We start from the raw sequence: 25,103 nt of genomic DNA on the forward strand, positions 1-25,103 counted from the left end.
ACGCTACCGAGGCGAGCGCGTTCATCGTCCTGCCGGCGGCGCCGATTTGGAACGGTAGGATGAAAAAGCCTTACGAAAAGCCCACGCTGGTGAAGCGTCAGAAGCTCACCGAACGGACGGCCCAGATTATCGCGTCCGGGGTTGTCCTGGGCGAATGATTTTCCAAGGACAGCGCTACAGAATCCTGCTGGTCAGTTCCAGCATCGTCGTTGCACCTTGCTCGCTGCCGGGCATATGCACGACGCGCAGCACCCGCAGGTCCCTGCTCGACCCTTCGATCGGCATCGACACGCTTTCGCCGACCCGCGGCAATTCCTGGAAGGCGAGCTCGTCGATATCCCTCTCGTCGTCGATGGAAATCCGACATCTCACAGCCATCTGATCTCTCCCGTTTTTTCGCCCGTGGGCTGAACGGGACAAGATTGGAATGGTTCCGAGAAAGACCTAGCTGGCGAACCTGCCGCGATATTCGCGCGGCGTAAGACCCTTCAACGCCTTGAATTGACGCCCGAAATTGGCCAGCGAGCGATAGCCGACAAGCTCGGCGATGTGGGCAATCGGCTTGTCTTCTTCCGTGAGAAGGGCGCAGGCTTCGCCGATGCGCAGCCGCGTCACATATTCGACCAGGGTCAAGCGCGTGTGCCGCGTGAACATGCGGTGAAAGCCTGACGGGCTGAGCGCGGCGAGGCGGGCGAGACGGTCGATGCTCAGATCGTCGGTGTAGTGCGCGTGCAGATAGTCCAGCACGCGGTCTATGCGCGATCCGCTCGAGGCGATGGACGAGGGCGAGCGGGACGGCGCAGTCAGTGGCTCGGCCTCGTCATCCCCGGCAAGCGTCAGCAGGACCGAAATGAGGTCGAGCAGCCGCTCCGCGGGCGGCTTGTCGAAGATTGCTTCGATACGCGCCCTGACGCGCCCGGTCGCGCCTTGCGAGAATTTCAGCCCGCGCGCCGATCTTTCCAGCAGGCCGCCGACCGGTCGCAGCTCCGTCAGGAGCCCGGTCAATCCACGTGCCCATTCGGGCCGGAACCAGATGACCATGACCAGATGCGGCCTGCCCACGTCGATCTTGCCCGAAGAAGACCAGGTGTGCGGCAGGTTCGGGCCGAGCAGCACGAGATCGCCATCGTCATAGTTGCCGACATGGTCGCCGACGAAGCGGCGCCCGCGCGAGTTCAGGGTGAACGTCAGTTCATACTCCGGATGATGGTGCCATTCGAAGGGAATGGTCGGGTCGCGCGGGACCCTTACCATCGACCATGAGGCGTCATCGGCGATTGTGACTTTCTCAAGATACGGCTTCATGGCGTGCCACCAAGGAATTTGCCTTGAACAGCGTAGAAAGAATGATGAACGCCAGAATAGTATCATTGATGGCCTGTCAGGGACAACATGCAGGTCCGCCGTTCGGTTAGCCTCGTGTTCGACAAGACAAGATCGAGGAGGAAATCGATGGCCCACGCGAAGGACATCACCAAGGACGATCACCCGACGTCCAGCCGGGTAACGACCCAATTGTCCAGGATCAAGAAAACGCTTCCGCTGCGCGTGCTTTCAGATGAGGATTTCGCCCACTGGCAAAAGCGAGGCTTCGTGATCGTGCGCAATGCAGTGCCAAAGGAAAATGTCGAGCGCCTCAAGGCGTTGCTTTGGCAATTCGAGGAAAAGGACCCCAGCGATCCGACGACCTGGGACGTCACCCAGCGGCGCGACTATGCGCTGAAGGAAATCAACAACGCCGGCATGGTCGAGATCTACAACCACCAGTTCCTGTGGGACAATCGCATGGCGCGCCGCGTCTACGACGCCTTTGTCGACATCTGGGACATGGAGGATCTGTGGGTCGCGATCGACCGCGCCAACCTCAACACCCCCAACAAGGGCAGACGCGCATCCCCTGGTTTCATCCACTGGGACGCCGACACCTCGCTCGAGCCCAAGCCGATCTCGGTCCGGGGTGTGCTTTCGCTGGTTCACCAGGACGGCGGTGATATCGGCGGTTTCCAATGTGTGCCCTATCTGTTCGAGCATTTCGATGAATGGGTCAAAACCCAGCCAGCCGGCCGCGATTCGCACCACCCGGACATGAGGGGGATCGAGGACAGGATCGAGAAGCTCGAACTTTTCCCGGGCGACCTGATGATCTTCAATTCGCTCCTGGCGCATGGCGTGGCGCCGAACACGTCCGACGGCAGGGTGAGGATGGCGCAGTACATCTCCATGTTCCCGGCCGATGAGGGCAATCTCGGCGAGCGCGAGGCGCGGATCCGATCCTGGCGCGAGCGCGAGGCGCCGCGGACTGGCGCGAGTGACGGGGCTCGAACCCGCGACCTCCGGCGTGACAGGCCAGTGAAAAGCCGAACAGCTTCAGGCGAAGGTTTCGACTCTCGACACCTTCGAATTGCCGGCAAAAACAGGCAAAGTTGAAACCGCTTTACCTGTCAGACGCCACCATCGCACCAGCACCCGCACTACCCGGCAGCGTGATGCCGATCGCCACGTCGCGTGAGCCGCACATTGGGCAACGGACCTTGCTCTTGAGCTCGGCGACCAGGCAGGCCCTACCGCGCGTGATCATGAAGGTCATCAGGTCGAGATCGTAGCGGAAGCCGCATTCGCGGATCGTCTTCAGCCCGGCGCGCCGGCCCCAGGTGCAGCGGAAATGGATTCGACCGCCGGCCTGCCAGACATCACGGACCGTCTCGATTGCCATCTGCGCTCGACCATCGATCAGCCCTTGAAGTCCGGCGGTGGCAGGCCGGGACCGGACATCGGTGCCGCATGCGGCCGCTCATAGTCAATCGGCCGATCCTTCAAAAGGTTGACCGCTTCGCGCATCTGCTTCTTCAGAACACCGATGGCATCATAATGCGGGCGAAACGGCGTCAGCGACAAAGTGGCGGCATCGAGCACCCTGTTGAGACTGTGCATCTGCTGTTCGATGGCCAAAAGATGGCTTTGTGAAATGTCGTCGTGGCGGCGATGGCGCGGCATGATTTCGTTCTCCGGTTTATCAGAACGAAATGAGAACAAATTCCTTGACCGTCAAGACGGGTCGTGGAATCTTTTCGCCATGAGCGACGAACCGACACGCCCCGGCGAAGCCATCCAGCCACGCGAGCGCGGCCAACTCGGCCATGCATGCGAACATGCCGGCTGCGGCAAAGATGCAGGCTGGGGTTTCGCCAAGCCGACGCAGGCATCGCACTGGTTCTGCTATGAGCACCGCGGCGAAGGGGAACGCTTTCTCTAGCCTTCGATGATCTTCTGCACCGAGCCGTGGCGCAGCTTCAGTTCGCCGCGCAGCGAGCGCACGCGCGCCTTGAGGCCGGGCTCCAACCATTCGACGTCGTCGGCGACAGCTCTGGGCACGACGGCCGGTGGCTCCGACCGCATCCGAGCGACAAGCCGCTCGCCTATCTCCCTAGTCATGTTGATTGCCGGTGCGCCCACATACTTGCCTTCGCGACCGACGATCGCCTCGGTGCGCTTTCCCGCCCGGCGCCGGATGCCCCAGAGATCAAAATCGTCGGTTTCCCAGCATTTGATCTTGAGCCAAGCGTCGGTCGCCCCGCTGCGATAGGCGCTGCCGCGCCGCTTCGAGACCATGCCCTCGAGACCCATCTTATCGACGCCCTTGAAGAAATCGGCGCCGCCGCCTTCGACATGCACCGAATACTGGATGATGCCCGTGGCCGGCTCCACTAGGTCCCACAGGATGACCTTGCGCTCGATCGCCGGCAGTGCGCGCAGGTCGCGGCCGTCGAGGTGCAGGATGTCGAAGGGGACATAGGCGAGCTGCTCGGCGTTCCAGGTCATGCGCGAATGCATGGCGTGGAAGTTCGGCCGGCCGTCTTCGTCCGGCGCGATCATCTCGCCGTCCAGGATGAAGGATTTCGCGGGCAGCTTCTCCGCAGCCTGAACGATCGGCCAGTAGCGTTTGGACCAATCATGGCCATGGCTCGAGAGAGCCCTGGCGCCGGCCCAATCAAGGATCAGCTGGGTGCGGAAGCCGTCATATTTGATCTCGTGAAACCAGTCGTCGCTCAGCGGCGGCGTTTCGACGAGGAGCGGCTCCATCGGCTTGATGAACTTCAGACGTTCTACGGCGTTACGCATGCACATACCCAACAACCGCGATAAGGCCGCGCGCGGCTTTCCGGTTCCGGGCATTTTAGCGAAATTGTATGTAGTAGTGGTTATGACGAAGCTCTCAGAATTGCCGGAGATGGGCAGACCAGGAAAACGCGAAGGCGGCGAACCGAAACACCAGGCAGAGCATTTCTACACATGCCGATTCTGTCACCAGGTCGTCGACAAGCGCGACCTCCGACAAGTTCTCTGGCATGAACAGCCCGTGCACGATTGGCTTGAATTCGATTGATCCTCAGGGCGAATAGAAAAGCCCGCGCATCCCGAAGGATGCGCGGGCGGGGCGGCATGGCAATTAGCAACGAAGGGTTATGGCGAGAACCCGCCTCTCACCAGAAAGGCAATGATCGCCAGGATGATGCCCGACAGGATCAGCCACATGATCCGTGACAGGTCGCTCGATATCTTGTCGACCTTCTTGCCGACACCATCGATCTTGTCATCCATGTGTTTCCATCGTTCGTCGTGGCGCGCACTGTCGATATCGCGTTGCACACGCCAAACTTCGAGGTCCCTCACCCGTGCGCGCAGATCACGGAGATCGCTGGTTTCCACAATTTCATCCGCCATGTTCGCCCGCCCTTTCAACGCACTGCTAGGATTTCAATTCGGCGCGCCGCGCCGCGCTCGCCTTGGTCTGTCGATCGCATTCGGCCGGCGTGTAGAACTTCACCGCGCAGCCGGCGGCAAGGGTCTCGTCGATCTTGTTTTGGTCGACAAGCGTCTTGCCCTGCGCCCCGGCGAGGCTGCTACCGATGGCCGAGCGCAGGGCGGGAACACCGCTGACGCCGGAAGTCCCACAGCCCGCCAGCATCATTGCAATCGCGAAAAGACCGGCTGGCCTCAATACCCTTGTTGACCGCATCCTGGTTCTCCTTGTCGATCTGTGCGCGGACCTCTTCGGCGCCGCGGTGCTTGATGAGCTCGTAGACGCCGACCGCGGCGGCCGAGGCGGCGAGCGCGATGACGGCCCAGGCGATGACGCCGGCGAGCAGCCTGTTGCCGCCGACGATGCCGGCAATGAGCGTGATGGCCGCGCTCACAGGAACACCCACCACATCAGGCCGATTCCGGCCGCCAACCCGACCAGGAAGCCAGCGACTACCGGCAGCGCCTGTTCGATCAACGCCTCGAGGATAGGCCGCATCAGCGTCGCGCCCCGGTCTGGAACGCCTCGACGCCCTTGGCCTCGCCGTGGCGCGAGACGAGCACCAGGGCGCCGGCGATGCCGGCGATGCCGGCGAGCCACACCCAGCCGGGAACGTCACTGGCGATCGACGTCAGCGGCTCGACATAGCCCTTGGCAGCGTCGAGGTTGCCAAGGATGCCCTTGACGCCGGCGCCGACGGCAGCGGGAATGCCGACGATGTAGCCGCCCATCTTGGTCAGCCAGTTCGCCTTGACCTCTGGCACCTTGTCGCGCACGACCTCCGGCGCCGCGTTGGCACGTTCCGGCGCGATCACGCGCGGCTTGGCCTTCTGCAGAGAAAGCAGCATGTCGTCGTCGATGCCGTCGCCGGCCGGCAGGCCGTTGTCGGCGCGGAAGGCTCGGATGGCCGTCGCCGTCATCGTGCCGATCCTGCCGTCGACGGCGCCGACTTCGGTATAGCCGAGATCCTTCAGCTGCTGCTGCACGCGCTCGACGGTGGCCTCGTCGGGCGCCGCGACAGCAGGCTCAGCTGCCATCGGCTGCGGTTCCGGTGCGGCTTGAGCAGCATCCGGCGCCTCCATGGGCCACAGCGGCGTATCCTTGATCGCTTGCCACTTGGCGAAAGCGGCGGCCATCTTCCTGTCATAGGCGTTCTGCCTGTAGCCCGGCCCGTTCCAGGTCCTGGCAATGACAGGCCAGCGATGCGCCTTAAGGTCGTCGTCGATCTTCCACGCGACGAGCAAACGGACCGTCGCCTCGAGGTGATTGGCTTCGGACGCCTTGAAAGCCGTGATCATCGCCTGCGGCGAGGTGTAGCCGGCGTCGCGGTGGTTCTCGCCGAGGATCTGGGTCAAACCCCACGACGCCGACATCAGCGCCGCCGTCTCGTCGATCGCGATAGCCTTGACCAGGCGCGGATAGCTGTCCTTCGGATAGGGCTTCGAGCCCCATTTCGGATAGGCGAGGCCGGCCTTGACCGCTGCATCGCGCTGCGCGCCCTTGCCGAGCAGCCGGTAGAAGACGTGCGGCTCGAACAGCATCTTCGGCCGACCGGCCGTGTCGAATCCGGATCCTGCCGCCTCCACATCCATGAAGGCGTGGAGCTCATCCTCGCCGACGCCGATCTCTGCGCCAATGCGAGGAATGTCGATGTCTTTCAGGCGCGCGGCGGCGCCCTTGAACGTGGCGTCCATAGTCAACCTCATTTGTTTGTTTGTGAGAAATTTATCTGGAGCAAAGTATCAGCCATTGCCGCCTTGCTCGTTGAAGAGTAGACAATTGCGGCTCGGGGAGGCGGGACAATTGACCTCAGGGCTTTCAACTTATCTGAACGGCGTTCGCGCTCTTGCCGCGCTTATCGTCCTTTTCATCCATATTAGCGGCAACTTAAGCATAGGCGACATCAAGCTGGTTACTATCGGCTTGCACCATGATGCCGTTACGATTTTCTTCGTGCTTTCCGGCTTCGTCGTGGCCTATGCTGCGAGCGAGCGAGATGGCGATGCGCTCACCTTTACGATCAACCGTTTCGCGCGCATCGCGTCGGTGGCGCTGCCAGCAATCGCCCTTACGATCGCCATCGACCTGTGGTTCACCCGGATCGGCAGCCTCGATCCTGCGACCATGGCGCAGCTCGACAACATCCCGCGCTATGCCTTGTCGTGCGCCACGATGACCGGCTTCGTCTGGATGGCGAACGATTACTGCTTTTCCAACGGGCCATATTGGTCGCTGGCCTACGAAGTATGGTTCTACGTCGCCTTTGGCGTTGCCTTCTTCGCGCCAACGAAGACCCTGAAAATACTCGGCACTTTTGCGGTGCTGGCGGTCATGGGACCGAAGATGATCATCCTCATGCCGTGCTGGCTGCTCGGAGTCCTGATCTATCGGGCGTCCGGACATCGCGCGCCAAAGGCAATCGGATGGTTTTTGCTTCTGGCACCGCTGCCAATCTACATCTGGCTGAAGCAGTTCGACCTCAACACCACACTCGCCGTCAATGTTGCCTCGCCGTTCGAGATCGCGACCGGCTACAGGTGGCAGGCCTCTGGCGGTTTCGCCTATGACTGGATCATCGCTGCCTTGATGGCAGCCAACGTCTATGGCGCCTGTTGCGTGTTCCGAGGCGGCGCACCCGAGCCGGTCAAAGCGGTAGCGTCCTACTTTGCCGGCATCAGCTTCAGCATCTACCTCTATCAGTCGCCGCTGTTCATCCTGTTCGGCACGCTTATTCCGCCATCAAGCCAAGGATGGCATCGCGCTATCACTCTCGGCGTACTGACACTTTATACCTGTGCGGCACTGGCCCGGATAACCGAGGCGAGGAAAGACAACTTGCGGGCCGCCATCCGGCGCATCGTTGCTTTCCCCTCACTCGTAAGCAAACAACGCGCTTAGCCCCAGTTTCCGACCGCCGCGACCGTGTTGGCGCCGATCGGCTCGACTTCAAAGAAGCTGTCGATCGCCGTCTCGCATGTTCCGGTTGGGCCGGCGGAGAACGTCACCTGCGGGATGATCGTTCCGCCGGCGTTGACGCGGACGATGCCTTCGATCTCGATGTCGGTACGGGCGGCCGTCGATGCCGCATTGAGCACGGTCGCCGCGGCCGTTTGCGGGCTCACCATCTGCGGTGTCGCCGGTGTCGTCGCCGAAGCCGCCGACGCCGTCTTGGCGGTGTAGCCGATTGAGGTGAAGGTGGCAGAGCCGCCAAGACCGAATGCGGTGGTGTGCGACGTCGCGCCGGTGTTGAGCCCGATTCTCGCGCGGAACCGGTACGCGACTCCGGCCTGCACGGTCAGCGTATCGTTTGCAGCGGCGAAAACGTTCTGCGCCGTCGTGGCTGAGTTGGAAAGCGCGACAGTTGCGCCCTGAACCGTCGCGATCTGCCTGACCGCGATAGCACCCCGGGAAGCCGCGGCATGGGCGAAATAGAGCGCCTTGCCGTCATACTCCCATGCACCGGCGGTTACGGTCGTCATGACCACGCCGGCAGCGAACGACGCCGAAGCCTTTCCAGCGGTTCCAGCGGCGATATCGAGCCAGGCGTTGGCGGCAATCATGCCGATGCCAAGACCGACCGAAGTGACGCGGGTAACCTCGACGCTGTTAATCTTTATAGCGTCGAAGCCGGACACCGCGGCGGCATTCTTGAAGAAGCCGCCGTTGTAATTGGTAAGAGAGCCGTCGCCGCTATAGTCGAAATCCATGATGCTGGAGCCGGATTGCCAGCGATAGCCGACTGTGCCGGTATTTAGCCACGCATGGAAGGCCTTGGCTGGAGACACACCAAGAATGCCGGTTCCGACGCTGATCCCGGTCGCGTTTCGGCGGACCAGGACTGAATTAGCCACTTCCCCGTCAATACCCCAACCGGTCAGATTGGTGCCGAGCGCCCCACCTGCATAGTATGCGATATTCGGGTTTGAAATCAGGTTGCTGTTTCCAGCCGAAGAATCGATGAAGGTCGAGCAGACAAAATAGCCACCAGCATAGTTATTGTGCGAGGCTGTCGCCACATCGCACGAAATGGCCGTTGTTACCTCTTCGATGTTGGTGGCACCCCAGCTGTTTCCGTAACTGTAGCCGCCAGTGTATTTGTGACCGATGACGCTATTGCCGGCGTGGATGGCGCCGCGCCCGCCGATCACCTGACGCAACTCGACCGCTGTTCCATAGCCTGGAGCGCCGGGCTGCGCCGGCTTTCCAGAACCGCCGGCATTGGCGACAACATTGAAGTAAGTGCCGAGGATATGATTGAGGCGCAGCGACACGTTTGCGGCGTTCGCCGAGCCGTTGTTCACCACGACGTCGTCGATGATGCACTGATTCCAGGCATCGGCGAAATTGTCTTGGCCGATCTGAAAGCCTACGCCAGCCCGGTTGGTTCGAACGCCGAAATTGTGCATCTTGCCGTAGAATAGTGGGTTGCCATTGGCATGCCAGTACATCGCCGGCGACGTTGTCGTATCGGTGACGTGAAGGTAATTGTCGTTCGGTCCGCTGACGCCTTCAATGGTGAACCCGGTCAACCGCTTCGGCGAAAAATCCCAAGTCTGCGCCGTCACGATCTTGAACTTGCCGTCGATGACGCCTTTAAGACTGTGACCAGTGAACATCAGAAGCGCGAACCAGGCTGCACAAGCCGCCGTATCGTCCGCCGTGTCATCGCCCACGGCATCGAACATCTTCGGGGAGAGATGATTCGCCCGCAGCACCCATGCGCCTATGGAGGCGGCGATTGCATTGGCTTTGACGTAGTAGCCGCCGACCGTGTCGGCCGCAACATGGGTCGAGTAATCGCCTAGCTTCCAGTCCCAATAATAGCCATTAAAGAACGCTGCGATGACCTTGGTCGTGTCGAGCGCCTTGAGCGCTGCCCGCGTGGCGACCGGAACGACCTTACTGCGCACGATCGGATTGGCCGGATCGCTGGAATCCACCGTGATGCCATCGCTTGCAACGACCTGATTGACCGCGCCAGGCTCGCCGGACCGGCTGAACGTCAAGAGATAGTCATCGCCGTCGACAAAAGCGCCAGAGCCGCCAACATAGGACACGGTGACTTTGCGGTAGCCACCGCCGTCAACAATATTGCCTGTGACCCTGAAGACATGGAGCACAGTGTCATCGTTGATGCCGCGCACATTCAGAATGCCCCTGACAGAGTTGGTGCTGTCATCCCACGAATCGATAATGGCGCTTACCGTTGTTCCAAGCGCGTCGCTGTTATCGATGTACAAGGCCGTGACAGAGGCGACCGCGGCATTGTTCATCCTGAACATGCCGGCGCCAGGATCAGCATCCGTCGTGGTCGCGGAGAAAACAAAATCGATCCCCGATCCAGCCTGCTGGCGCTCGACATAGGCACCCCATAGACGGATCTCCGATTTGCGCGGCTTCCATGGGCCGGATGCCGGAACGCCATCGGTCACAAAGTCGCGCCAGATCGTCTCGGCAAGATCAACCATGCCAATCTCCAAAAGTATGCGGTTGTCGGATATCGGCCGCCGAAGCGGCAGGGTGTCAGGTAACGGTCACGGCGCCGGTGGCAACGCTGGCCGATTCCACGCCGGAAGCATTGGCGGCCTTGATCCAGTAGTAGTAGGTGCCGGCGGCGAGGCCGCCGTCCTGGTAGGAGTCATTCGTCGACGGCGGTCCGTATTCGGTGCGCACTAGGACAGCCGTCCCTTCGGTGTTCACCGTGTTGCGGCGGATGTTGGCGGCGACGTAATTGGCGCTGTTCGGCGATTTCCAGCCGAGGTCGACCGTGCCGGTTCCGCCGGTTTTCGTGACGTTTGTCACCACGCCAGGGGCCGTCGGATCGGCGACCGGGGTGACGAACTGGCTTGGCGTCCAGGCACCCTCGCGGCCTGTGAGCGTGATGAAGCGGACCTGCGCCTCATATTGAACGCCGTCGGACAAGGCGGTGGTGTTGGCCGTCGTGGCATCGTCGCTGATCGGCACCACCTGCCAGTCAGTGTCGGAGACCTTCTTGTACTGGCCCTGGATGATCAGCGCATCGGAAGGCGACGCGTCGAAGGCGAGCACGCCATAGGGCACCTGCTGGCCGCCGACCGTGATGCGGGAGACGCCGAAGGAGAAACCGGTAGGCAGGGGAATTGTCTTGTCGACCGTCGTCTCCTCCGAGATCGGCGCGGTGCCCTCTTCGGCGGCGGCATTCCAGTCATAGGCCTGCGACGGCATGGACTGCACTTGCAGCGAGACGCCGGTCAGGATCCCGCCGTCAGCGACGTTGAAGCGGAAATCCTGCACCTCGAACACCTCGTCGATGCCGAACAATGGATAGGTGATGCGCACGAAGCGCTTGCCGAAGGCGGCCATGGCGCGCAGATTGCATTGGAACACACCAACCCACGACGGATTTGCCCGGTAGGCTTCGAGCTTCATCAATCGGCGCGCCTGGCTGTGCGACGGCGCCATGTTGAAGGGAACATCCTTCGGGAATTCGCCGCGCAGGGCGACGTCATCCTCATCGATCCACTGATCGGCGTCGGTCGACTGGTAATCGTGAAAGGGCGACGTGTAGGTGGCGCGAATGATATTGGCCGTGGTCAGGACATCGCGGCCGCGCGCCACCTCCGAAAAACCGGTGATCGCGTCGGCATCGAGTGTGACGACGGGATCGGCCCATGTGCCGATGTCGAGGGTCAGGCCACCATCCGGCGTCGGCACGAGCCGGCCGTCGCAAGCCGCCGTCATGCGTGAAAGCACGTCAGCCGGACGCTCGTCGAGCTGATAGGAGCCCCAGATGCGGTAGCGCTTTTCCGTGCCCCCCGCCTTGAGCGTCACCGCCTCGTTGCAGCGGCTGTAAGCGGCGAGCCAGCCGGCGGAAGCGAGTGGCGTGTCGATGATGTTTTGCGGCAATCTCATGCCATCGGCATGCAAGATGTAATCGCGGATGACATCGGCGGCGTTTTCCGACCAGATCGACGTGTTTGTGCCAAGGCTGTAGACGATCGAACCGCGCGCCACCACGCGATAAAGCGTGTTGGTCAGATTGGGGAACAGCTTCGTCACCTTATCCGATGGCGTCGCCAATTGCCTGGTGAAGAGCGACGAGACCCCGTCGCCGCGATGGTTGACGTCCCATTCCGGGAACACGGCGGTGAGCTCGCCGTAAGAGGTTTCGGTTGGCAGGCCGAGCCTCGACCTGATGCGGACCTTGTATTTGTCGCTGTAGTGATAGGGGTCTTCCTGGACCCGCCCGTTGTCGTCCAGGGTGACCAGACTGTCATCGACCCAGTATTCCTCGATCGCATCGAGTTGTCCGGTGCCGAGTGCGATGACCTTGTAGAGATCGCCATCCTTGCTTTCGACGAATGACCACGGACCGGACGCCTTCACGCGGCCATAGTGCCGCACGCGCGGCGCGACCGGATTCTTGACCGAGGTCTGCACGTCCTGCGGCTTCGGCGGATCCGGCCGGAACAACGAGCTGGCGAGGTAACTTCGCCAGGCTGCAGGCCGCCGGCGACGCCACCGCCATGCATCCGGCGCGCGCCGGCGAAGGTGGATGCCGCCACGGCGCGACCGTGGCCGTAGCCGTCGACGCCGGCGACACCGCCGGAATGGAGGATGCCAGGGATAAGCAAGCCGCCGAGCAGGCCGCCACCGCCGCCGCCGAAAAGACCGCTGAACAAGCCACCGCCCGCCGACGGGAACAGCGCGTTCAGCGCCATGTCTTCCAGCTTGTCGGCGATCTTGTTCAGAACATTGGCGAAGATCTCGCCGGCATCCTTGCCCGCGCGCAGATCGTCGATGATCCCGCCGAGCACGCCGCGGCCGAAGTCGTTGAGCTCGCGTTGCTGATCGAGGATCTTCTGCTGGCTGGCCTTGAATTGATCGGCGCTGGACGATGCCTTGGCGTAGTTGCCGGCGAGCTCGTCGATCTTGGCGGCCAGTTCCGGCGTGACCTCGACGCCGGCTTTCGCCGCGTCGTTGAGCAGTTGCTGCTTGATCTTGGCCTTGTCGAGCGCGAAGCCATAATCGTTGACCAGCGGATTGAGCCCGGCCTGCGCCTGCGCCTCGGCGTTGAGCAGGTCGATGCGGCGCTGGATGTCCTCCATGCTGCCTTGAAAAATGTCGCTCGGCGTCTTTGCCGAACTGGTGCTGGCGCCGGCGCGGCGTTGCGCGTATGCGATGGCATCGTCGACCGTCCGTCCGCCTCCGAGAATGGTCGGGTTGGCCTTGATGGACGCCGGCGAGATCAGCCCGGCAAGCGGCGTGCCCGGCGCCGCATTGAGCACCTTCGCGGCGTCGCCGGCGCCGAGGAAGTGCGCCAGCTGCAACGCCGCCTCGTCGACATGCACGCCGGCATCCTGCAGCACCTTGGCGTTCTCGGCGGCATATTTGCGGATGAGGTCATAGGAGACATCGGCATTGTCGCGCAGCGCCAGGATGGCGTCACGGGACATGCTGTCCGCCTGCTGCGGATAGTATTTCTTGAACAGGTTGAGCCAGGTCGATTCGATGAACTGACCGACGCCGGACGCGCTCGAATTTGGATTGTCGCCACGGCCTTCGGCGCGATCGACACGCCGGACAAAGGCATCGATCGCCGAATTGAGGCTGTTGATCGACTGGCCAACATCCTCGGACGACGGACGCTGGTCCGGGGTCGGAGCCGTGGTCGGAAGGTGGATGCCTTGCGGATTGACAAACGCGCCTGGCGGCCCGTTGAAGCCGCGAAATCGTTCAGCGTTCAGCGCCTCATCCTGCGCCTTGCGCGCCTCGTCAGCCTGCTTGGCGACCGCGGCGAAGCCATCCGCGATGTCGTGGACCCGGCACGCCGCGATTGAAATAAGCGGTCGAAAGCGCCTCGAGGAGCGCCTTGTTCTCTTTCGTCGAATCCTTGCCGTCCTCCACCGCCTTCTGCAGCGCAGTGAACGCGCGCTGGACCGCAACGATCTCTTCGTTGGGCGCGCCGGCCAGCCGCAGTTGGCTCACCAGGTCGGCGATATCGACGGTCAGCGCCTTGACGGTTTCTCGCGCTTCCTTGAACTGCTCGTCGATCGTCAGCTGTGTGGCCTGCCGGATATCGCCTTCCTCGAGCGCGCGCTTGCGCTCGTCGGCATAGGCTTTGACGGCGGGCAGGGCGTCGCCCCATTTCTGTGCGACCCTGTCGAGCAGCTCGGCCTCTTGCTTCAGTGTCTCGGCGCTCTTGTCGCCGCCGCTCACAACCTCGGAAAAATACTCGACCGCATAGCCGACCAGGGCGATGGTCGCGATGGTGGCGAGCGACACCGGGTTGATCAGCGAGGTGACGGCGCCGCCCAGCGCCTTGACCGCGCCGGCGGCACCAGCCTGCCCGATCACCTGGTTGATCTGAGTGCCCTGCTGCAGCGCGATCGTGAGCGGAGACGCGCCACCCTTCAGCTGCACGGCGATATCCTGCAGCTGCGCGCCAAGATTGGCCGTCTGGAAAGACGAGGCCTTCATGGCGGTCTGGATGTCCTTGGCGCCGCCCTGGATGACCCGGAACGACTGCCTGGCGCGCGTCGCAGTGTTATCGAAGGCGCCGGCCGTGCGGTTGCCGAGATCGTCGAACTGCTGCTGGATGGCAGTCGTCGTCGCGCGCGTGTCGCCGGTCAGCCGCTGCAGCGCGCGCTGTATCTGCTTGGTGTCGGCAGAGATCGACAGGATCAGGTCTTCGGTGTCGCCGGCCATGAATCTTTATTCCCTGATCCAGTCCCAGAGTTCGTCGACTTCCTTGGAGGTGAGCGCCTTGTCCCCGTCCGGATCATTGGCCTTCTGGTAGCCTTCGAGCGCGGCGAGGTACTGCCACATGCTCATTCGCCGGACCTGCTGGGGAGAGAAGCCGAGGACGGCACCGTTGCCGTAGATGGCTCCGAACCGGAACTTTCCGTTGGGGGTTTCGTCGGATCGCTCTGACCCGGAGCCTCTGATTTTTTTCCGACTTCCTCCTCCGGCGCGCCGGCGACGGCGGCGCCAAGGACGAGCTGCGCCAGCACGAGATTTTCCAGCGGCGGCCGGTCCTGCACATAGGCGCGGACCAGCTTCAGCGCCTTGACCGGCTCCAGACCGCCGCCGATCAGGCCAAGGCGAATGACGTGGGAGATGTCGCCCATGCGCCAGCGGCCGGACACCAGCCGGTCGAGCACCACATAGGGGCCGGCATCGCAGGCCTCCTGCAGCTGTTCCAGCTCGCCCCAGCCCATCCGGAAGACATAGTCGTCATCCGCGAAGGTCTGCGTCGTCGAAGCGTCTCGGCTCACGAAACGACCCGGGTCATGACACCGTCGGATTGCAGCGAGACGTTCGCGGTGGCGCGCTGCGCGTTCGGCGCGGTGGCGGCAAAGGTCTCGACATGCATCGACCCGGTCCAGGTGATCGTTTTCGCCGGGAACTCCCAAATGACCTTCACATGGACGGAATCGACGCTTTCCCAGGCATTGAGCCAGGTCTCGACCGATTCCGCGGCGAGCACGCCTTCGCCGCTGATCGACATCGACAGCGAGGTCGCGTCGCGGCCAAGCCAGTCGACGGCATCGGGATCGTCGCAGTCCGGCAACTGGAATTCGTTGAGCGCCTTGGTCAGCGTCATCGAGCGGGAGGTGAAGCCGCAGGGAACGGCAAAATTTTCCGGGGTCGCGCCGTCGCCGAGCATGACCTTGACCTTGCCGCCCTTGATTGTCGTGGGGGATGCCATCGCATTTTCTCCATGTCGTTTGAACGGCGCGGCGGATGCCGGCAGGCGCGCCACCTGCTGTGAAAAATCAGGCCTAATTCACGGCTGTTCCGCGAAGGCCTCGAAGCTCATGCGAGCCCGGTTGGTCAGCCCATCCGGGTCACGGGAAAAGATGGTCTGCCGGTGCTGAAGGTAGACCAGGGCGTTTTCTGTCAGGGCCAATTCCGGCTCGAGGATGCCAACGCGCACGGCGTCGCTGATCTTTTCCGCTTCGGGAAAGCCGACCGCGCGCGACCAGACGTTGATGTCGAAGGTGATGTTGAAGCCCTTGATGCAATCGACATCGTCAGACAGCTCGACCATCGGGCCGACCGTCACATAGGGAAAGATCGGGTTGGCCGGCACGGTGTCGTAAACCCGCTGACCGATGAACGATGCCACCCCGGCCACGGCTTTCAGCCGCGCCACGATCGCGCCCTGCAATTCCAGGCTTGGCGAGGTCATCTAACCCTTCTTGGCCTTGCGCACGGCCTTGTTGACCGCGCCGGCAATGCGGCGCCGAAGCGCCTTGCGGTAGGCGCGATAGGTCGGAAAGATGTGCGGGCGCGCCGCCATCTTGACCGTGCCGAATTCGAGGAACCGCCAGATGAATTCGCCGAAGATGCCGGTCGCGTTCGGATCCTTCGTCCTGCCCGGCAGGCCGATCGCGCGCTTGTCGCGGTGATTGGCGATCTTGTCGCCGATCAGGCTGTCAGCGTATTCGCCAGTGTCGCGCGGCGCGCGCGGCCGTATCCTGTTGGCGAGTTCCTTCGCACCTTCCAGCTGTTCGACGGCGACCTCCTTTTCCACATTCGGAAGAAGCTGGTTGAGCCGGCGATAGAGCGCCTCGCGCCCCTGCCATTTCACCTGCGGTCTCATGCCGCCACGCCCGATTGCACGGTGAGATAGACCCAGGCCGGATCGGTGATGATGTCGACGGCGATGACCGCGTAGACCGTGCCGGCCCTGACATCGCGCATGCGCCAATCGGTCGTAAGCCGGCGCGACTGCGAGGAAGAGCGGACATAGACTCCGAAGGTGTTGCGGCCTTCGAGCCGCGCCGCCATGACAGCCTCCGAGCCACCCCGGCTGCGGAATTCGGCGCGGCACTGGAAGCGCTCCTCGAAGTCACCGGCGACAGTGTTGCCGTATCCGTCGTCGATCTCGGACCGCGCATCGAATGCGACGCGCTCGCGCAATGAGCCGGCGTTAGGCTTCGGCATCGTCGGCGTCCTTGCGCGGCTTGGAGCATTTCACCGCTTTTTCGGCTGAAAGCGCCGCCGCCGCGCAGGCGCGCGTGACGTTCTGCTCCATCCCTCCCTTGTAGGCGATGATGGATTGCGGCGTCGGCTTCCAGTCGAAGTCGGCGGTGAAGCGCACCCACATGTTAGTTCGAAACGCCCGTGTAGCGGACGTCGAGCGCCAGCACGCTGGCCGAGGTGGCGAGGCCGATCAGGCAGACATATTCGCCCGTGCCGACATCGGCGACGGGGCAGATGCCGCCGGGCGTGTCGGACAGGTAGTAGGCGACGCCCGGTGTCAGCGCCGCGCCGATGGTGATGTCGCCGCTCTTCTGGAACTTGATCGGTTGATCGAGCGCGCCGCCGTTGAGCGCGATGCCGATAGGCGTGCGGATCTCGGCGCTGGCCCCATTCGAATCCGCCTTCATCAGCTTTTTCGTGGTGCTGGAGCGATAGACCGCCTGGCCGGCGGTGATGGCCTCGCCGGCGGCGCCGGTTTCGGTTGCGGCATTCGCGCCAGCGACGACGCTGGCGGCAGTGATGACAAGATCGGCCATGGGAGAGATCTCCGGTTGAGGGATGAGGAAGAAGCTAGACGCCGACGCGGCGATACGGAGCGATCAGCGCGTCAACGGCCATGGGAAGCGGTGCAACGGCATCGCCGATGGCGACCGCTTCGCGGTTCGCATACCAATGAGCGGCGAGCATCATGATCACGATCTTGACCGCGCTCGGCACCGCATCCGCGGCGCCAAAGCCGGCGGTGAAACCGATGCGCACAGGATCGGAGCGCTGATCGTTCAGAGCCGGCGCACCGAAATTGTCTCGCAGGCGAACGAAGGCGCCGCGCGCATCGGACAGTGTCTCATAGAGGGTGTTCGAAACCGTCTGTTCGGCATCGTCGGGGTCGGAATACTTCACGACGACGCTGGCGACGTCGGGAAACGGCAGGCGCAGATCACGACACGCCGGCCAGCACCCGAAATCCTGCTGCCAGCCCTGATTGACGATGCAGCGGCCCAAGATGCCCGTCCAACCGTCGAGGTGATCGGTCGCCGCCTGCACCAGGACACCGAGAAGCTCGTCATCATCGGTGAAATCGACGGCATTCACGTGCCGCTTGATCTCCTCGAGCGAGACGGCAGCAGCCGGCGCCGTGGTGCGGACGGGTCGAAGCATCTCAGGTAGCCCTTTTATTTTCCGCGCCGGCCCTTGGACGGCTTGGCATCTTCAGCGGTTTCGTCGGCTGCGATCTCAGTAGCGAACTTTTCGCGCACAGCGACTTCGGCGAGGTTTCCCTCGATCTCGACGCCCACCTTGAACGTTTCGGATTCGCCGTGATCGTCACGGCGTCCGACGAATTCCTTGTCGACAATGGCTTTCATGGATGTCTCCTGCGATTTGGGGAGACCGCCGGCACCCCGGCGGCTCCGTCATTTGGTTGATGGAAGATCAGGCGGCGTTCGGCTGCGGGTTGTTGTAACCCTTGCTCTTGATCACGGCGGCGTAGAGCGGCGTACCGGCGCCATGGGTGCCGCTGAAATCGGCCAGCAGCTTGAGATACCGCTTGCCGCCCTTGTAGCCGTAGCGGCAAGATTCTGCCGCCGCGTGAGCCGCAACAAGCGACTTGATAATGCCGTTGGAGATTCCCGAAATGCCGAGCATGTCGGCATCGGTGACGGCCGAATAGGACACGTTGTCATCGGAATGGGTGAGCTTGAACTCGATCTTGTTGGTGGCGTCGAACGTGATACCGCCAATGCCGATCGCGAGTTCAATTTCAGCGGCATTGAACCCCTGCAGATCGATGGCGGCCGGGGTATTGTCCGCCGAAAGCACCACAGGGCCGAACGCGTTCACGATTGCGATTTTCGAATGCAGGTCCTTCATCGGACTGCTCCTTCTAGAATGAGGGGAGAAAGATGGGCGCCGCATCGCTTGCGGCGCCCAGGAGGCATCAAGCCGCTATCAGGTGCTGCACTTCAGCAGCTTGATCGCCTCGAAGTTCGAGACGCCGCCACCGACACGCTTGGTCGTGTAGAAGTGGACATACGGCTTGTTGGTGTACTCGTCGCGCAGGACGCGGACACCCTGGCGATCGAGGATCAGATAGCCGCGCTTGAAGTCGGCGACCGCAACCGGGAAGGTGTTGGCGCCGACATCGTTCATGTTGTCGTCGGTATAGACCGGCTTTCCGAATATGGTCGGAACCTTCTCGGTCGCGGTCGGAGGCGCCCAGATATAGTCGCCTTGGGCATCCTTGAACTTGCGGACCTTGCCCTGCGTGGTGTCGGTCATGAGGAACGAGGCGTTGTTGCGATAGCCCTGCTTCAACGAGTAAAGCAGGTCGAGCAGCGCATCCGCCGGGCTGACCGAGGTCGACGGCGCGACGAAATCGGCCGCAGCGCCGGTAACCACGAAGCCGAGACTGCCCCATGCGTAGTTGGCGTTGGCAACAGTCGGGTAGGCGAGGATGCCACGCGGACGCTTCACGCCATTGCCGGTGACGAAGGCAGCGCCTTCCTGTTCTGCAAAGGTGATGTTCACCTCGTCCGCCAGCCAGGCGCCGATATCGATGATACCGTCGTCGAGCATATTCCGGGTCGTGGCCGGATTGGCGTAGAGCTCCATGATGGTGAAGATCAGCTCACGCAGCGTCGGCGTGCCGGTCTGCGGACGGCCTTCTTCTTCACCGACCCAGCCCGAACCTGCACCGCCCATGTTCACCAGTTTCTTGTATTCATTGGTGCCGATGGGGAGGATGGTCGCTAGCTGGCGCATGATGGACGTCGTGCCCATGATGCGGTCGATTGTCTTTTCGGTTTCGGTCGGCACAAGATAGCCGCCGTCCGGATCCGACTGTGTGGTGAGCGCCGCCTTGACCTGCAGTTCGCCGAGATTGCCCACGTCGCCCTTGCGGAAATAGCGATTGAAGGCCTTCGCGTGCTCGCCGTTGGTCGGGTCGGTATTTCCGGCCGTGCCGCCGACCTTCAACGCTGCCAGCATGACATTGGTCTCGTCGATCGCAGCCTGTAGCTTCGTGATCTCGGCATTGATGCGGTCGACCTTCTCAGTCTGGACCACGTCGCCCAACCCCTTCTTCAGGTCGGCAATCGCCTTGTCGTTTTCCGTCTTGAACGCTTCGAACGTCTGCTTCAGTTCATTGAGGATGGCGGTGGCGCCGGAGCCGCCGTCATTGCGGATGGCGACGAGACCGCGCGCGCGGTGATTGAGAACAGGGGCGCACATCATGGCCATGCTGGTGCCGACACCATGCGGCATCAGGCCCGCGACGTGGGACAGATGATCGGCCGGGATTGCGAACGAGACGCAAACGACCGCGATGACGGCGCACAGCGCCGCCAGAATGAAAGCCTTGTTCATTTGGCTTGATCCTATCTTTTGAGGGTGTTGATCAGCTGCCGGACGGCAGCTTCGTCGATGCCTGCATCTCGCGCGGCGGGGTTGCGGCTTGCATCACGCGGGGCCGCCAGGACGCCCATCTCGGTAAGGAGTTCTGAGCGCTTGTCTCTGGAGAAGCCGGCCTTGGCGAGCGCGGCTTCAGTCTGTCTGCGGGCCATGAGCCCGCGGTCCATGTTCTTGGTGTTCGAATCGGGCACCGTTATGCCCTCGTCGACTGCATCGGCGAAACCGTTCTTCACGGCTTCGGACGGTCCCATGAAGGTCTCGGCATCCATGAGCTTTTCGACGGCCGGTCGATCCTGTCCGGTGCGCGCGACATAGATATCGACGATGGCGCTGTCGAAACCATCGAACAACGTCGCGGCATCGCGCATGTCGTGGCGGTTGCCGATGACGACGCCCCAGGCGTTGTGCACCATCATGAAGGTGCCGAGGCCCATGCGGATATCGTCGCCGGCCATGGCGATGATCGAGGCGGCCGATGCCGCCCAGCCCATGACCTGAATGGATACCTTTGCTGGATGTTCGCGCAGCAGATTGTAGATGGCGATGCCCTCGAACATGTCGCCGCCAGGCGAGTTGATCTGGACGGTCACATCCTTCGAGCCGATCGAGCGCAACGCCGCCGACATGCGCTTGGCTGTGAAGCCGCCGCCGGTCCACCAATCCTCGCCGATGACGTCGAAGATGGTGATGGTGTTCGGATCATCCGCAGCCGCCGCATGCGGCGTCTCCGCCCATTTGGCGAGCACGTCCGAAGGCGCGTCCCACTGGAAGTTTTGCGGACGCTGGAACGTCTTGGCTTCAGGCAGCTTGCGCAGGGTCATCTTCGTTTCCCTTGTTCGGATCCGGCTTTCCGGCCGTGTTCGGAGGCGGATAGTAGATGTCGCCGCCATCGCGTGGGTTTTCGTCTTCCAGAGCGCGAACCTCATTAGGGCTGTAGACGCCCCACTGCAGCATCGCGACATAGAAACCCTGCCGAGCCTTCAGGTCGCCTCGCACCAGCGCGTTGCGGTTGAAGCGGGCATAGATGTTGGGCTCATTGGCCGGGATCAGGTCGCGGCCTATGGTCTCTTCCCAAGTCGTCAGGTCATCCTCGGCACTGAAGGTGACGAAGCCCTGCGTCTGCTGCTCAAGGCCGGTACCCCAGCTGGTGGATTTTTCGGTGTCGCCGATCATGTGCGGCGGAACGCCAAAGAACATGGCGAGATCGGTGCGCGAGAATTTGCGGCTCTCGATCCACTCGGCATCTTCCGACGTCATCGCAAGGCGCTCGGTCGACATGCCTTCCTCGAGGATCAGGGCCTTGCCCTCGCTCTCGCCACCGGCCCGATAGTCGTCGAGGCTGGTTTTGAGGAATTCGAGTCCTTCCTTGCCAAGCTTTTGCGGGTGTTTGAGCACGATGCTGACGCGAGCGCCGTTCTTGAAGATCGTGGCGCCATGGTTCTCCATGGTCAGCGACAGCCCGATCGATTCACGGGCATAGGTCAGCACCGAGACGCCGTTGACGCCGTCGAGCGTCAGACCGACAAGGTGCATCACTTCCTTTTGTTGTAGGGTGACCTGGCGGCCGTCCTTGCGAGTGTAAACGTAGCTGATCGATAGATCGTCGGCCTGCCTGCACTCGACCCGGTCGGGATGGAGCGGGATCAGCTCGAGGGCCCTCCCGTTCGACCACACGATCATCGCATAGGCCTTGCCGCGCAACAGCAGGTGCGTCTGAAGCATCCGCTTGAACTGGCTCGGCGTCTGCCAGCGGTTAGGTTTCCGGCGCAACAGGCTCCAAAGCCAGTGATCCGACGCGTTCTGGCGCGTGCGCTCGTCGATGCGACGCTTCACGTCCAGCGGCAGATTGGCGACGACGCTGGCGCGCAGACGGACGCATGCATAAACGACAGCCGCGCGCATAGCCGTTTCCGGGATGACCATCGAGCCGGAGGTGGTAATCCTGCCGGAGCGCATGGCCTCTTCGAGATCGGCCGATGTGGTGATGAGCCGGCCAGGGCCTGCGCTCTGCACAGCGGCGCGCGGCTCCTGCCCAGCGACAGCGCTGCCTTTTCCGAACCAGCCTGACCAGAAAGCCATATGGTCTCCTAAAGGGCCATGATGCCGCGTTCGCGGTAGACGCTGTTGCCGAACGCTTCCGGGTTCCAGCTCATCAGGATCGCCGCGCACAGCATGGCGATCACGGGGTCGATCTTCGTGCGGCCGGCGGCCTGCTTGGTCGCCATATTGCCGTTGCCCTTGACCTCGATCTTCACATTGCCGACCGACCAGGCCATCATGTCGGATCCGTCATGACTGATCGTGTCGTCGCTCAGCTTATGCTCGAGGCCCCAGAGCGCCGGCGATAGCGCCGGGCCTTGGCGCAAGCGATGGAGCATCAGGCCTTCGATCTTCTTCAGCGCCAGCGCATCCACGAAGGCAGCGATGTTGTTCGGGTCGAAGCCGACCGCGTTCTTCTCAGGCAGCAAGCCGGAATCCCGTAGCTGTGCGACGATCTCGGCGATGCGAGCGATGTAGGCCGACACCTTGCAGATGGTGAGCGAACCTTCCGTCTCGAAGCCCAACAGCCGCGGCGCGATTTCCTTGCGTACCTCGAGGACCTTCGGGTGCGCGAAAGCATGGGTCCAGACCAGCCAGCGGCGGGTGATCTTTTCACGTCCGATGACGCAGATGCCGAACAGGTCGTCGAGACCGCCGCCATCGGCTCCGACAACGGCGACTTCGGAACGGGCGATCAGCGATTCCAGCGTCAAGGAAGGATCGGCGCGCTGCTCCCAATAATCGGCGCCGCGCCAGCCTTCGTCACCGAGGCCGACACCGATCTCGATGTTGAGATGCTGGCTAGCCCATATCTGCTCGGCTTCCTTCGTGGCCGAGCCGTTGTTCTCATAGTCCGCAGCGAGCCGCTGGGGATCGATTGACCGCCCTATGTTCGGCAGCAGGTACTTCCAGTTACGACGGTCGCGCCAGAACGCCTGGTCGCGCTGCTGGTTGGGCGGAAATTCGTAAAGCACCGGCAACAGGATCGGTTCGCTGCCGCCGACGCCGTCGCGGATCTTTCTCGCCTTGTCGAGTTCGGTCTTCCATATCCCGGCCGGCTGTTCGTCCGACTGGGTCGTGATCATCAGGAGCTGGCCGCCCTGCATGGTGATGCCGCCACCCCTTATTTGCTGCATCACTGCGGCGGCTTTCGCCTTCTTCCCCAGCTCATGCACCTCGTCGATGATCGTCAGGATCGGGATTTCGCCGGTGACGATCGAAGTGTCGAATGACTTCACGTCGAGCTGTGTGCCGGTCTTGCGGCGCTCGATGCACTTGAGGTGATCCTGCACCTTGAAGATGGCGTCGAGACGGGGATCGAGGCGGATCATTCCCTGCGCCTGGTCAAAGCAGCGCTCTGAAATGTTCTGGCTTGGCGCAACGATCAGCATCTGCCGGTTCGGCGCTTCCTCCATGAAGAGGGCGGTGAGGCCGAGCGCGGCGACATAGGTCGTCTTCGAGTTCTTCTTCGGGACCATGCACAGCAGCTCCCAGACGAGCCGCTGCTTGGTCTCCGGATCCTCGCTGGCGAGGAAGGCGCACAGGATGTCGCGAAACCATTCGCCGCAGGCTTCCGACAGCGGCGGATTCCCGGGCACGTCCGGCAACCTTAGCCGGTTGAAGAATGCCAGGGCCTTGGCCGCTTTCGCATGGTTGAGCGGTACGTAGGCCATGGGCGTCTGCCCGGCCTTGATGCGCTCCCACCAATCCGGGCAAGCGAACCGCGGCAGCGTCTCAGTGGCGGGCATTCTGCGCGGCTTCGATCTCGAGCTCGGCCATCAAGTCGGCGTCGGCCGCATGGGCGCGCTGCTCGTCGATGACCTTCTTGCCGACCCTCTCGACAGGCTTGTCGTCATCGCGTCCCTTGCCCATGGAAGCTTCGATCGTCATGCGATCGTTGCGGTCGATCATGGCGCCGAGTTCGCGGAGCGCAGTGACGTTGCCGGCGTTCGCCTGCTCCAAGGCGATCTCGAAGCGGCGGGCATCGAGCCGATCGCGCATGGCATCGCGCTCGCGCATGTCGGCTCTAAAATACCGCTTCAGCGTCGCCGGGGAGACGCCGAGCGCGTTGGCAATCCGTTGGTTTGCCCAGCCCAAAGCCAGCAAGAGCTTGACTTTGTTGCGATCTTTTTCGGTCGGCTCATACGGCGGACGGCCGCGGTTACCGAAGCCCTCACGAACCGGATGACCGAACAGGTCAAAATTCGGCTCCATCGAAAAAAAATCTCCGAATGTGGGGGACGCGGGTCCAGGCGGTAAGGGGGTTCAGACTTTCGACCCACCCCCTTCCATGCTTGCCCAAGGCCACCTGAAGGTGGTTTGGTGGATCGTCTCAACTGAGAGGAGGAGCATCCATGAACGAAGATGGGCTTATGTGGCTTGAATTGACCACCGAGGACGGTGCCAAGGTATACGTCAACTTTGATCAGGTTGCCGCGATCTCTGCGCTTGCCACAGGCAAGGGACTTACCCGTCTTCGGACCAGCGGCGGGAACGTGGATGTTCAAGAAGACCGGAAGTACATTCAATCGAAGGTCGCTATCTAATACCAGACGCCGCGTTGCTGCAGGCTGACCTGCTCTGCCTTCTGCGCGTCGCTGTCGTGCCATTCCTTCGAGACGGCGATCAGGTTCGCCTCGTCCCAGAACAGCGCTTCGTTGCCACGATGCTCTTTGTCGTGGTGGATGACCGGGCTGTTGGGTGCGGGGTGCTTGCCTATCAGCAGCACGCCAGTCTTTTGGCAGGTGTAGAGGTCGCGCACCAGGATGCGCTCGCGCAGCCGCTGCCAACGCTCGGTCTTATACCAGCGCCGCCAAGGCGCTGCGTTGCTGCTCATGCTGGAATCTTATCCATTGCGGCGAAGCTGGGGTGCTTCGCCTGGGGC

At 62.4% G+C, this 25,103-nt stretch carries 34 protein-coding genes; 6 read left to right on the plus strand and 28 right to left on the minus strand.

Annotated features, from left to right (window positions below; all coding sequences use genetic code 11):
• Positions 1 to 59: 59 nt before the first annotated feature.
• Complete coding sequence (locus tag FJ430_RS18780; protein ID WP_210239401.1) at positions 60 to 158, plus strand: putative RiPP precursor; 99 nt, start codon at positions 60 to 62, stop codon at positions 156 to 158.
• 16 nt (positions 159 to 174) lie between these two features.
• Here the strand turns inward: FJ430_RS18780 and FJ430_RS18785 are convergent, their stop codons facing one another.
• On the minus strand, positions 175 to 378 hold the full coding sequence (locus FJ430_RS18785; protein ID WP_140709730.1) for a hypothetical protein: 204 nt from the start codon (positions 376 to 378) through the stop codon (positions 175 to 177).
• Between the two features lie 66 nt (positions 379 to 444).
• Positions 445 to 1,305, minus strand: coding sequence for a helix-turn-helix domain-containing protein (locus FJ430_RS18790; protein ID WP_140709732.1), 861 nt, complete (start codon positions 1,303 to 1,305; stop codon positions 445 to 447).
• Between the two features lie 147 nt (positions 1,306 to 1,452).
• Here FJ430_RS18790 and FJ430_RS18795 point away from each other — a divergent pair, with 147 nt between their 5' ends.
• Positions 1,453 to 2,427 carry a phytanoyl-CoA dioxygenase family protein gene (locus FJ430_RS18795; RefSeq protein ID WP_226891776.1) on the plus strand — a complete coding sequence of 325 codons (975 nt, stop codon included), beginning with the start codon at positions 1,453 to 1,455 and terminating at the stop codon, positions 2,425 to 2,427.
• Positions 2,428 to 2,434: 7 nt separating this feature from the next.
• On the opposite strand, the gene FJ430_RS18800 is transcribed toward FJ430_RS18795, so the two are convergent.
• Entirely contained in the window at positions 2,435 to 2,713 is a 279-nt protein-coding gene (locus tag FJ430_RS18800; protein WP_140711082.1) for a hypothetical protein, read from the minus strand.
• Positions 2,714 to 2,730: 17 nt separating this feature from the next.
• Positions 2,731 to 2,994 carry a hypothetical protein gene (locus FJ430_RS18805; protein WP_140711083.1) on the minus strand — a complete coding sequence of 88 codons (264 nt, stop codon included), beginning with the start codon at positions 2,992 to 2,994 and terminating at the stop codon, positions 2,731 to 2,733.
• Between the two features lie 79 nt (positions 2,995 to 3,073).
• Between FJ430_RS18805 and FJ430_RS18810 the strand changes: the two genes are divergently transcribed.
• A complete protein-coding gene (locus tag FJ430_RS18810) occupies positions 3,074 to 3,253 on the plus strand; it encodes a hypothetical protein (RefSeq protein WP_140711084.1) in 180 nt (59 codons plus the stop codon).
• On the opposite strand, the gene FJ430_RS18815 is transcribed toward FJ430_RS18810, so the two are convergent.
• Positions 3,250 to 4,119 carry an RNA ligase family protein gene (locus tag FJ430_RS18815; protein WP_140711085.1) on the minus strand — a complete coding sequence of 290 codons (870 nt, stop codon included), beginning with the start codon at positions 4,117 to 4,119 and terminating at the stop codon, positions 3,250 to 3,252. The two genes, FJ430_RS18810 and FJ430_RS18815, sit on opposite strands and share 4 nt — an antisense overlap.
• Here FJ430_RS18815 and FJ430_RS18820 point away from each other — a divergent pair.
• Entirely contained in the window at positions 4,118 to 4,384 is a 267-nt protein-coding gene (locus FJ430_RS18820; protein WP_226891778.1) for a hypothetical protein, read from the plus strand. The two genes, FJ430_RS18815 and FJ430_RS18820, sit on opposite strands and share 2 nt — an antisense overlap.
• Before the next feature lie 77 nt (positions 4,385 to 4,461).
• Here FJ430_RS18820 and FJ430_RS18825 read toward each other — a convergent pair whose 3' ends face one another.
• From FJ430_RS18825 to FJ430_RS18835, 3 genes are all read right to left on the minus strand, one after another.
• Positions 4,462 to 4,722 carry a hypothetical protein gene (locus FJ430_RS18825; protein ID WP_140711086.1) on the minus strand — a complete coding sequence of 87 codons (261 nt, stop codon included), beginning with the start codon at positions 4,720 to 4,722 and terminating at the stop codon, positions 4,462 to 4,464.
• A 179-nt stretch (positions 4,723 to 4,901) separates the two neighbouring features.
• Positions 4,902 to 5,195, minus strand: coding sequence for a hypothetical protein (locus tag FJ430_RS18830; protein WP_140711088.1), 294 nt, complete (start codon positions 5,193 to 5,195; stop codon positions 4,902 to 4,904).
• A gap of 103 nt (positions 5,196 to 5,298) precedes the next feature.
• Positions 5,299 to 6,495, minus strand: a complete 1,197-nt coding sequence (locus tag FJ430_RS18835) for an N-acetylmuramidase domain-containing protein (RefSeq protein ID WP_140711089.1) — start codon at positions 6,493 to 6,495, stop codon at positions 5,299 to 5,301.
• Positions 6,496 to 6,604: 109 nt separating this feature from the next.
• On the opposite strand from FJ430_RS18835, the gene FJ430_RS18840 reads away from it, so the two are divergent.
• Positions 6,605 to 7,699 (plus strand): acyltransferase family protein, encoded by a 1,095-nt coding sequence (locus FJ430_RS18840; protein WP_181175608.1) that lies wholly within the window; start codon positions 6,605 to 6,607, stop codon positions 7,697 to 7,699.
• Here the strand turns inward: FJ430_RS18840 and FJ430_RS18845 are convergent.
• The 19 genes from FJ430_RS18845 to FJ430_RS18935 form a co-directional block, all read right to left on the minus strand.
• Complete coding sequence (locus FJ430_RS18845) at positions 7,696 to 10,269, minus strand: hypothetical protein (RefSeq protein WP_140711091.1); 2,574 nt, start codon at positions 10,267 to 10,269, stop codon at positions 7,696 to 7,698. The two genes, FJ430_RS18840 and FJ430_RS18845, sit on opposite strands and share 4 nt — an antisense overlap.
• A gap of 55 nt (positions 10,270 to 10,324) precedes the next feature.
• Positions 10,325 to 12,220, minus strand: a complete 1,896-nt coding sequence (locus FJ430_RS18850; protein ID WP_140711092.1) for a fibronectin type III domain-containing protein — start codon at positions 12,218 to 12,220, stop codon at positions 10,325 to 10,327.
• Complete coding sequence (locus tag FJ430_RS18855) at positions 12,163 to 13,236, minus strand: hypothetical protein (RefSeq protein WP_226891779.1); 1,074 nt, start codon at positions 13,234 to 13,236, stop codon at positions 12,163 to 12,165. The genes FJ430_RS18850 and FJ430_RS18855 overlap by 58 nt, the downstream gene beginning before the upstream one ends.
• Before the next feature lie 319 nt (positions 13,237 to 13,555).
• On the minus strand, positions 13,556 to 14,488 hold the full coding sequence (locus FJ430_RS18860) for a phage tail length tape measure family protein (RefSeq protein ID WP_226891781.1): 933 nt from the start codon (positions 14,486 to 14,488) through the stop codon (positions 13,556 to 13,558).
• A gap of 122 nt (positions 14,489 to 14,610) precedes the next feature.
• Positions 14,611 to 15,057, minus strand: coding sequence for a gene transfer agent family protein (locus FJ430_RS18865; RefSeq protein WP_140711094.1), 447 nt, complete (start codon positions 15,055 to 15,057; stop codon positions 14,611 to 14,613).
• Positions 15,054 to 15,491, minus strand: coding sequence for a phage tail tube protein (locus FJ430_RS18870; protein WP_140711095.1), 438 nt, complete (start codon positions 15,489 to 15,491; stop codon positions 15,054 to 15,056). The genes FJ430_RS18865 and FJ430_RS18870 overlap by 4 nt, the downstream gene beginning before the upstream one ends.
• A gap of 78 nt (positions 15,492 to 15,569) precedes the next feature.
• Positions 15,570 to 15,974: a DUF3168 domain-containing protein gene (locus FJ430_RS18875; protein WP_140711096.1), complete on the minus strand. Its 405-nt coding sequence runs from the start codon at positions 15,972 to 15,974 to the stop codon at positions 15,570 to 15,572.
• A complete protein-coding gene (locus FJ430_RS18880) occupies positions 15,975 to 16,388 on the minus strand; it encodes an HK97-gp10 family putative phage morphogenesis protein (RefSeq protein WP_140711097.1) in 414 nt (137 codons plus the stop codon). It abuts the gene before it with no gap.
• Positions 16,385 to 16,732, minus strand: coding sequence for a head-tail adaptor protein (locus tag FJ430_RS18885; RefSeq protein WP_140711098.1), 348 nt, complete (start codon positions 16,730 to 16,732; stop codon positions 16,385 to 16,387). The genes FJ430_RS18880 and FJ430_RS18885 overlap by 4 nt, the downstream gene beginning before the upstream one ends.
• The gene (locus FJ430_RS18890) at positions 16,719 to 16,895 is read right to left on the minus strand and encodes a hypothetical protein (protein WP_181175609.1); all 177 of its coding nucleotides are present in this window, start codon (positions 16,893 to 16,895) and stop codon (positions 16,719 to 16,721) included. Before FJ430_RS18890 ends, FJ430_RS18885 begins: the two co-directional genes overlap by 14 nt.
• Position 16,896: 1 nt before the next feature.
• Positions 16,897 to 17,307 (minus strand): hypothetical protein, encoded by a 411-nt coding sequence (locus FJ430_RS18895; protein WP_140711099.1) that lies wholly within the window; start codon positions 17,305 to 17,307, stop codon positions 16,897 to 16,899.
• Positions 17,308 to 17,341: 34 nt separating this feature from the next.
• The gene (locus FJ430_RS18900; protein WP_413467788.1) at positions 17,342 to 17,863 is read right to left on the minus strand and encodes a head-tail connector protein; all 522 of its coding nucleotides are present in this window, start codon (positions 17,861 to 17,863) and stop codon (positions 17,342 to 17,344) included.
• Positions 17,864 to 17,943: 80 nt separating this feature from the next.
• Positions 17,944 to 18,135 (minus strand): hypothetical protein, encoded by a 192-nt coding sequence (locus FJ430_RS18905; protein ID WP_140711101.1) that lies wholly within the window; start codon positions 18,133 to 18,135, stop codon positions 17,944 to 17,946.
• Between the two features lie 67 nt (positions 18,136 to 18,202).
• A complete protein-coding gene (locus FJ430_RS18910; RefSeq protein ID WP_140711102.1) occupies positions 18,203 to 18,640 on the minus strand; it encodes a hypothetical protein in 438 nt (145 codons plus the stop codon).
• A 78-nt stretch (positions 18,641 to 18,718) separates the two neighbouring features.
• Positions 18,719 to 20,134 carry a phage major capsid protein gene (locus FJ430_RS18915; protein WP_181175610.1) on the minus strand — a complete coding sequence of 472 codons (1,416 nt, stop codon included), beginning with the start codon at positions 20,132 to 20,134 and terminating at the stop codon, positions 18,719 to 18,721.
• 11 nt (positions 20,135 to 20,145) lie between these two features.
• Positions 20,146 to 21,000: a head maturation protease, ClpP-related gene (locus tag FJ430_RS18920; protein WP_140711103.1), complete on the minus strand. Its 855-nt coding sequence runs from the start codon at positions 20,998 to 21,000 to the stop codon at positions 20,146 to 20,148.
• A complete protein-coding gene (locus FJ430_RS18925) occupies positions 20,978 to 22,348 on the minus strand; it encodes a phage portal protein (protein ID WP_226891783.1) in 1,371 nt (456 codons plus the stop codon). Before FJ430_RS18925 ends, FJ430_RS18920 begins: the two co-directional genes overlap by 23 nt.
• Positions 22,267 to 23,892 carry a terminase TerL endonuclease subunit gene (locus tag FJ430_RS18930; RefSeq protein WP_226891785.1) on the minus strand — a complete coding sequence of 542 codons (1,626 nt, stop codon included), beginning with the start codon at positions 23,890 to 23,892 and terminating at the stop codon, positions 22,267 to 22,269. Before FJ430_RS18930 ends, FJ430_RS18925 begins: the two co-directional genes overlap by 82 nt.
• A gap of 61 nt (positions 23,893 to 23,953) precedes the next feature.
• On the minus strand, positions 23,954 to 24,433 hold the full coding sequence (locus FJ430_RS18935) for an AraC family transcriptional regulator (protein ID WP_140711106.1): 480 nt from the start codon (positions 24,431 to 24,433) through the stop codon (positions 23,954 to 23,956).
• A gap of 140 nt (positions 24,434 to 24,573) precedes the next feature.
• Here FJ430_RS18935 and FJ430_RS18940 point away from each other — a divergent pair, with 140 nt between their 5' ends.
• Positions 24,574 to 24,765 (plus strand): hypothetical protein, encoded by a 192-nt coding sequence (locus tag FJ430_RS18940; RefSeq protein WP_140711107.1) that lies wholly within the window; start codon positions 24,574 to 24,576, stop codon positions 24,763 to 24,765.
• On the opposite strand, the gene FJ430_RS18945 is transcribed toward FJ430_RS18940, so the two are convergent.
• Positions 24,762 to 25,055, minus strand: coding sequence for an HNH endonuclease (locus tag FJ430_RS18945; RefSeq protein ID WP_140711108.1), 294 nt, complete (start codon positions 25,053 to 25,055; stop codon positions 24,762 to 24,764). The two genes, FJ430_RS18940 and FJ430_RS18945, sit on opposite strands and share 4 nt — an antisense overlap.
• Between the last annotated feature and the right edge of the window lie 48 nt (positions 25,056 to 25,103).

The sequence above is a fragment of the Mesorhizobium sp. B2-8-5 genome (assembly GCF_006440675.2).
Lineage (GTDB): Bacteria > Pseudomonadota > Alphaproteobacteria > Rhizobiales > Rhizobiaceae > Mesorhizobium.

What these genes read in the sequence shown, in the direction of transcription:
- FJ430_RS18825 (WP_140711086.1), bottom strand. Translation starts at nt 4,722, where the DNA reads ATGGCGGATGAAATTGTGGAAACCAGCGATCTCCGTGATCTGCGCGCA.
- FJ430_RS18820 (WP_226891778.1), top strand. Translation starts at nt 4,118, where the DNA reads ATGCACATACCCAACAACCGCGATAAGGCCGCGCGCGGCTTTCCGGTT.
- FJ430_RS18940 (WP_140711107.1), top strand. Translation starts at nt 24,574, where the DNA reads ATGAACGAAGATGGGCTTATGTGGCTTGAATTGACCACCGAGGACGGT.
- FJ430_RS18905 (WP_140711101.1), bottom strand. Translation starts at nt 18,135, where the DNA reads ATGAAAGCCATTGTCGACAAGGAATTCGTCGGACGCCGTGACGATCAC.
- FJ430_RS18930 (WP_226891785.1), bottom strand. Translation starts at nt 23,892, where the DNA reads ATGGCCTACGTACCGCTCAACCATGCGAAAGCGGCCAAGGCCCTGGCA.
- FJ430_RS18815 (WP_140711085.1), bottom strand. Translation starts at nt 4,119, where the DNA reads ATGCGTAACGCCGTAGAACGTCTGAAGTTCATCAAGCCGATGGAGCCG.
- FJ430_RS18785 (WP_140709730.1), bottom strand. Translation starts at nt 378, where the DNA reads ATGGCTGTGAGATGTCGGATTTCCATCGACGACGAGAGGGATATCGAC.
- FJ430_RS18855 (WP_226891779.1), bottom strand. Translation starts at nt 13,236, where the DNA reads ATGTCCCGTGACGCCATCCTGGCGCTGCGCGACAATGCCGATGTCTCC.
- FJ430_RS18935 (WP_140711106.1), bottom strand. Translation starts at nt 24,433, where the DNA reads ATGGAGCCGAATTTTGACCTGTTCGGTCATCCGGTTCGTGAGGGCTTC.
- FJ430_RS18780 (WP_210239401.1), top strand. Translation starts at nt 60, where the DNA reads ATGAAAAAGCCTTACGAAAAGCCCACGCTGGTGAAGCGTCAGAAGCTC.
- FJ430_RS18895 (WP_140711099.1), bottom strand. Translation starts at nt 17,307, where the DNA reads ATGGCCGATCTTGTCATCACTGCCGCCAGCGTCGTCGCTGGCGCGAAT.
- FJ430_RS18810 (WP_140711084.1), top strand. Translation starts at nt 3,074, where the DNA reads ATGAGCGACGAACCGACACGCCCCGGCGAAGCCATCCAGCCACGCGAG.
- FJ430_RS18800 (WP_140711082.1), bottom strand. Translation starts at nt 2,713, where the DNA reads ATGGCAATCGAGACGGTCCGTGATGTCTGGCAGGCCGGCGGTCGAATC.
- FJ430_RS18880 (WP_140711097.1), bottom strand. Translation starts at nt 16,388, where the DNA reads ATGAGACCGCAGGTGAAATGGCAGGGGCGCGAGGCGCTCTATCGCCGG.
- FJ430_RS18885 (WP_140711098.1), bottom strand. Translation starts at nt 16,732, where the DNA reads ATGCCGAAGCCTAACGCCGGCTCATTGCGCGAGCGCGTCGCATTCGAT.
- FJ430_RS18910 (WP_140711102.1), bottom strand. Translation starts at nt 18,640, where the DNA reads ATGAAGGACCTGCATTCGAAAATCGCAATCGTGAACGCGTTCGGCCCT.
- FJ430_RS18805 (WP_140711083.1), bottom strand. Translation starts at nt 2,994, where the DNA reads ATGCCGCGCCATCGCCGCCACGACGACATTTCACAAAGCCATCTTTTG.
- FJ430_RS18920 (WP_140711103.1), bottom strand. Translation starts at nt 21,000, where the DNA reads ATGACCCTGCGCAAGCTGCCTGAAGCCAAGACGTTCCAGCGTCCGCAA.
- FJ430_RS18860 (WP_226891781.1), bottom strand. Translation starts at nt 14,488, where the DNA reads ATGGCCGGCGACACCGAAGACCTGATCCTGTCGATCTCTGCCGACACC.
- FJ430_RS18875 (WP_140711096.1), bottom strand. Translation starts at nt 15,974, where the DNA reads ATGACCTCGCCAAGCCTGGAATTGCAGGGCGCGATCGTGGCGCGGCTG.
- FJ430_RS18890 (WP_181175609.1), bottom strand. Translation starts at nt 16,895, where the DNA reads ATGTGGGTGCGCTTCACCGCCGACTTCGACTGGAAGCCGACGCCGCAA.
- FJ430_RS18870 (WP_140711095.1), bottom strand. Translation starts at nt 15,491, where the DNA reads ATGGCATCCCCCACGACAATCAAGGGCGGCAAGGTCAAGGTCATGCTC.
- FJ430_RS18795 (WP_226891776.1), top strand. Translation starts at nt 1,453, where the DNA reads ATGGCCCACGCGAAGGACATCACCAAGGACGATCACCCGACGTCCAGC.
- FJ430_RS18915 (WP_181175610.1), bottom strand. Translation starts at nt 20,134, where the DNA reads ATGAACAAGGCTTTCATTCTGGCGGCGCTGTGCGCCGTCATCGCGGTC.
- FJ430_RS18835 (WP_140711089.1), bottom strand. Translation starts at nt 6,495, where the DNA reads ATGGACGCCACGTTCAAGGGCGCCGCCGCGCGCCTGAAAGACATCGAC.
- FJ430_RS18790 (WP_140709732.1), bottom strand. Translation starts at nt 1,305, where the DNA reads ATGAAGCCGTATCTTGAGAAAGTCACAATCGCCGATGACGCCTCATGG.
- FJ430_RS18845 (WP_140711091.1), bottom strand. Translation starts at nt 10,269, where the DNA reads ATGGTTGATCTTGCCGAGACGATCTGGCGCGACTTTGTGACCGATGGC.
- FJ430_RS18945 (WP_140711108.1), bottom strand. Translation starts at nt 25,055, where the DNA reads ATGAGCAGCAACGCAGCGCCTTGGCGGCGCTGGTATAAGACCGAGCGT.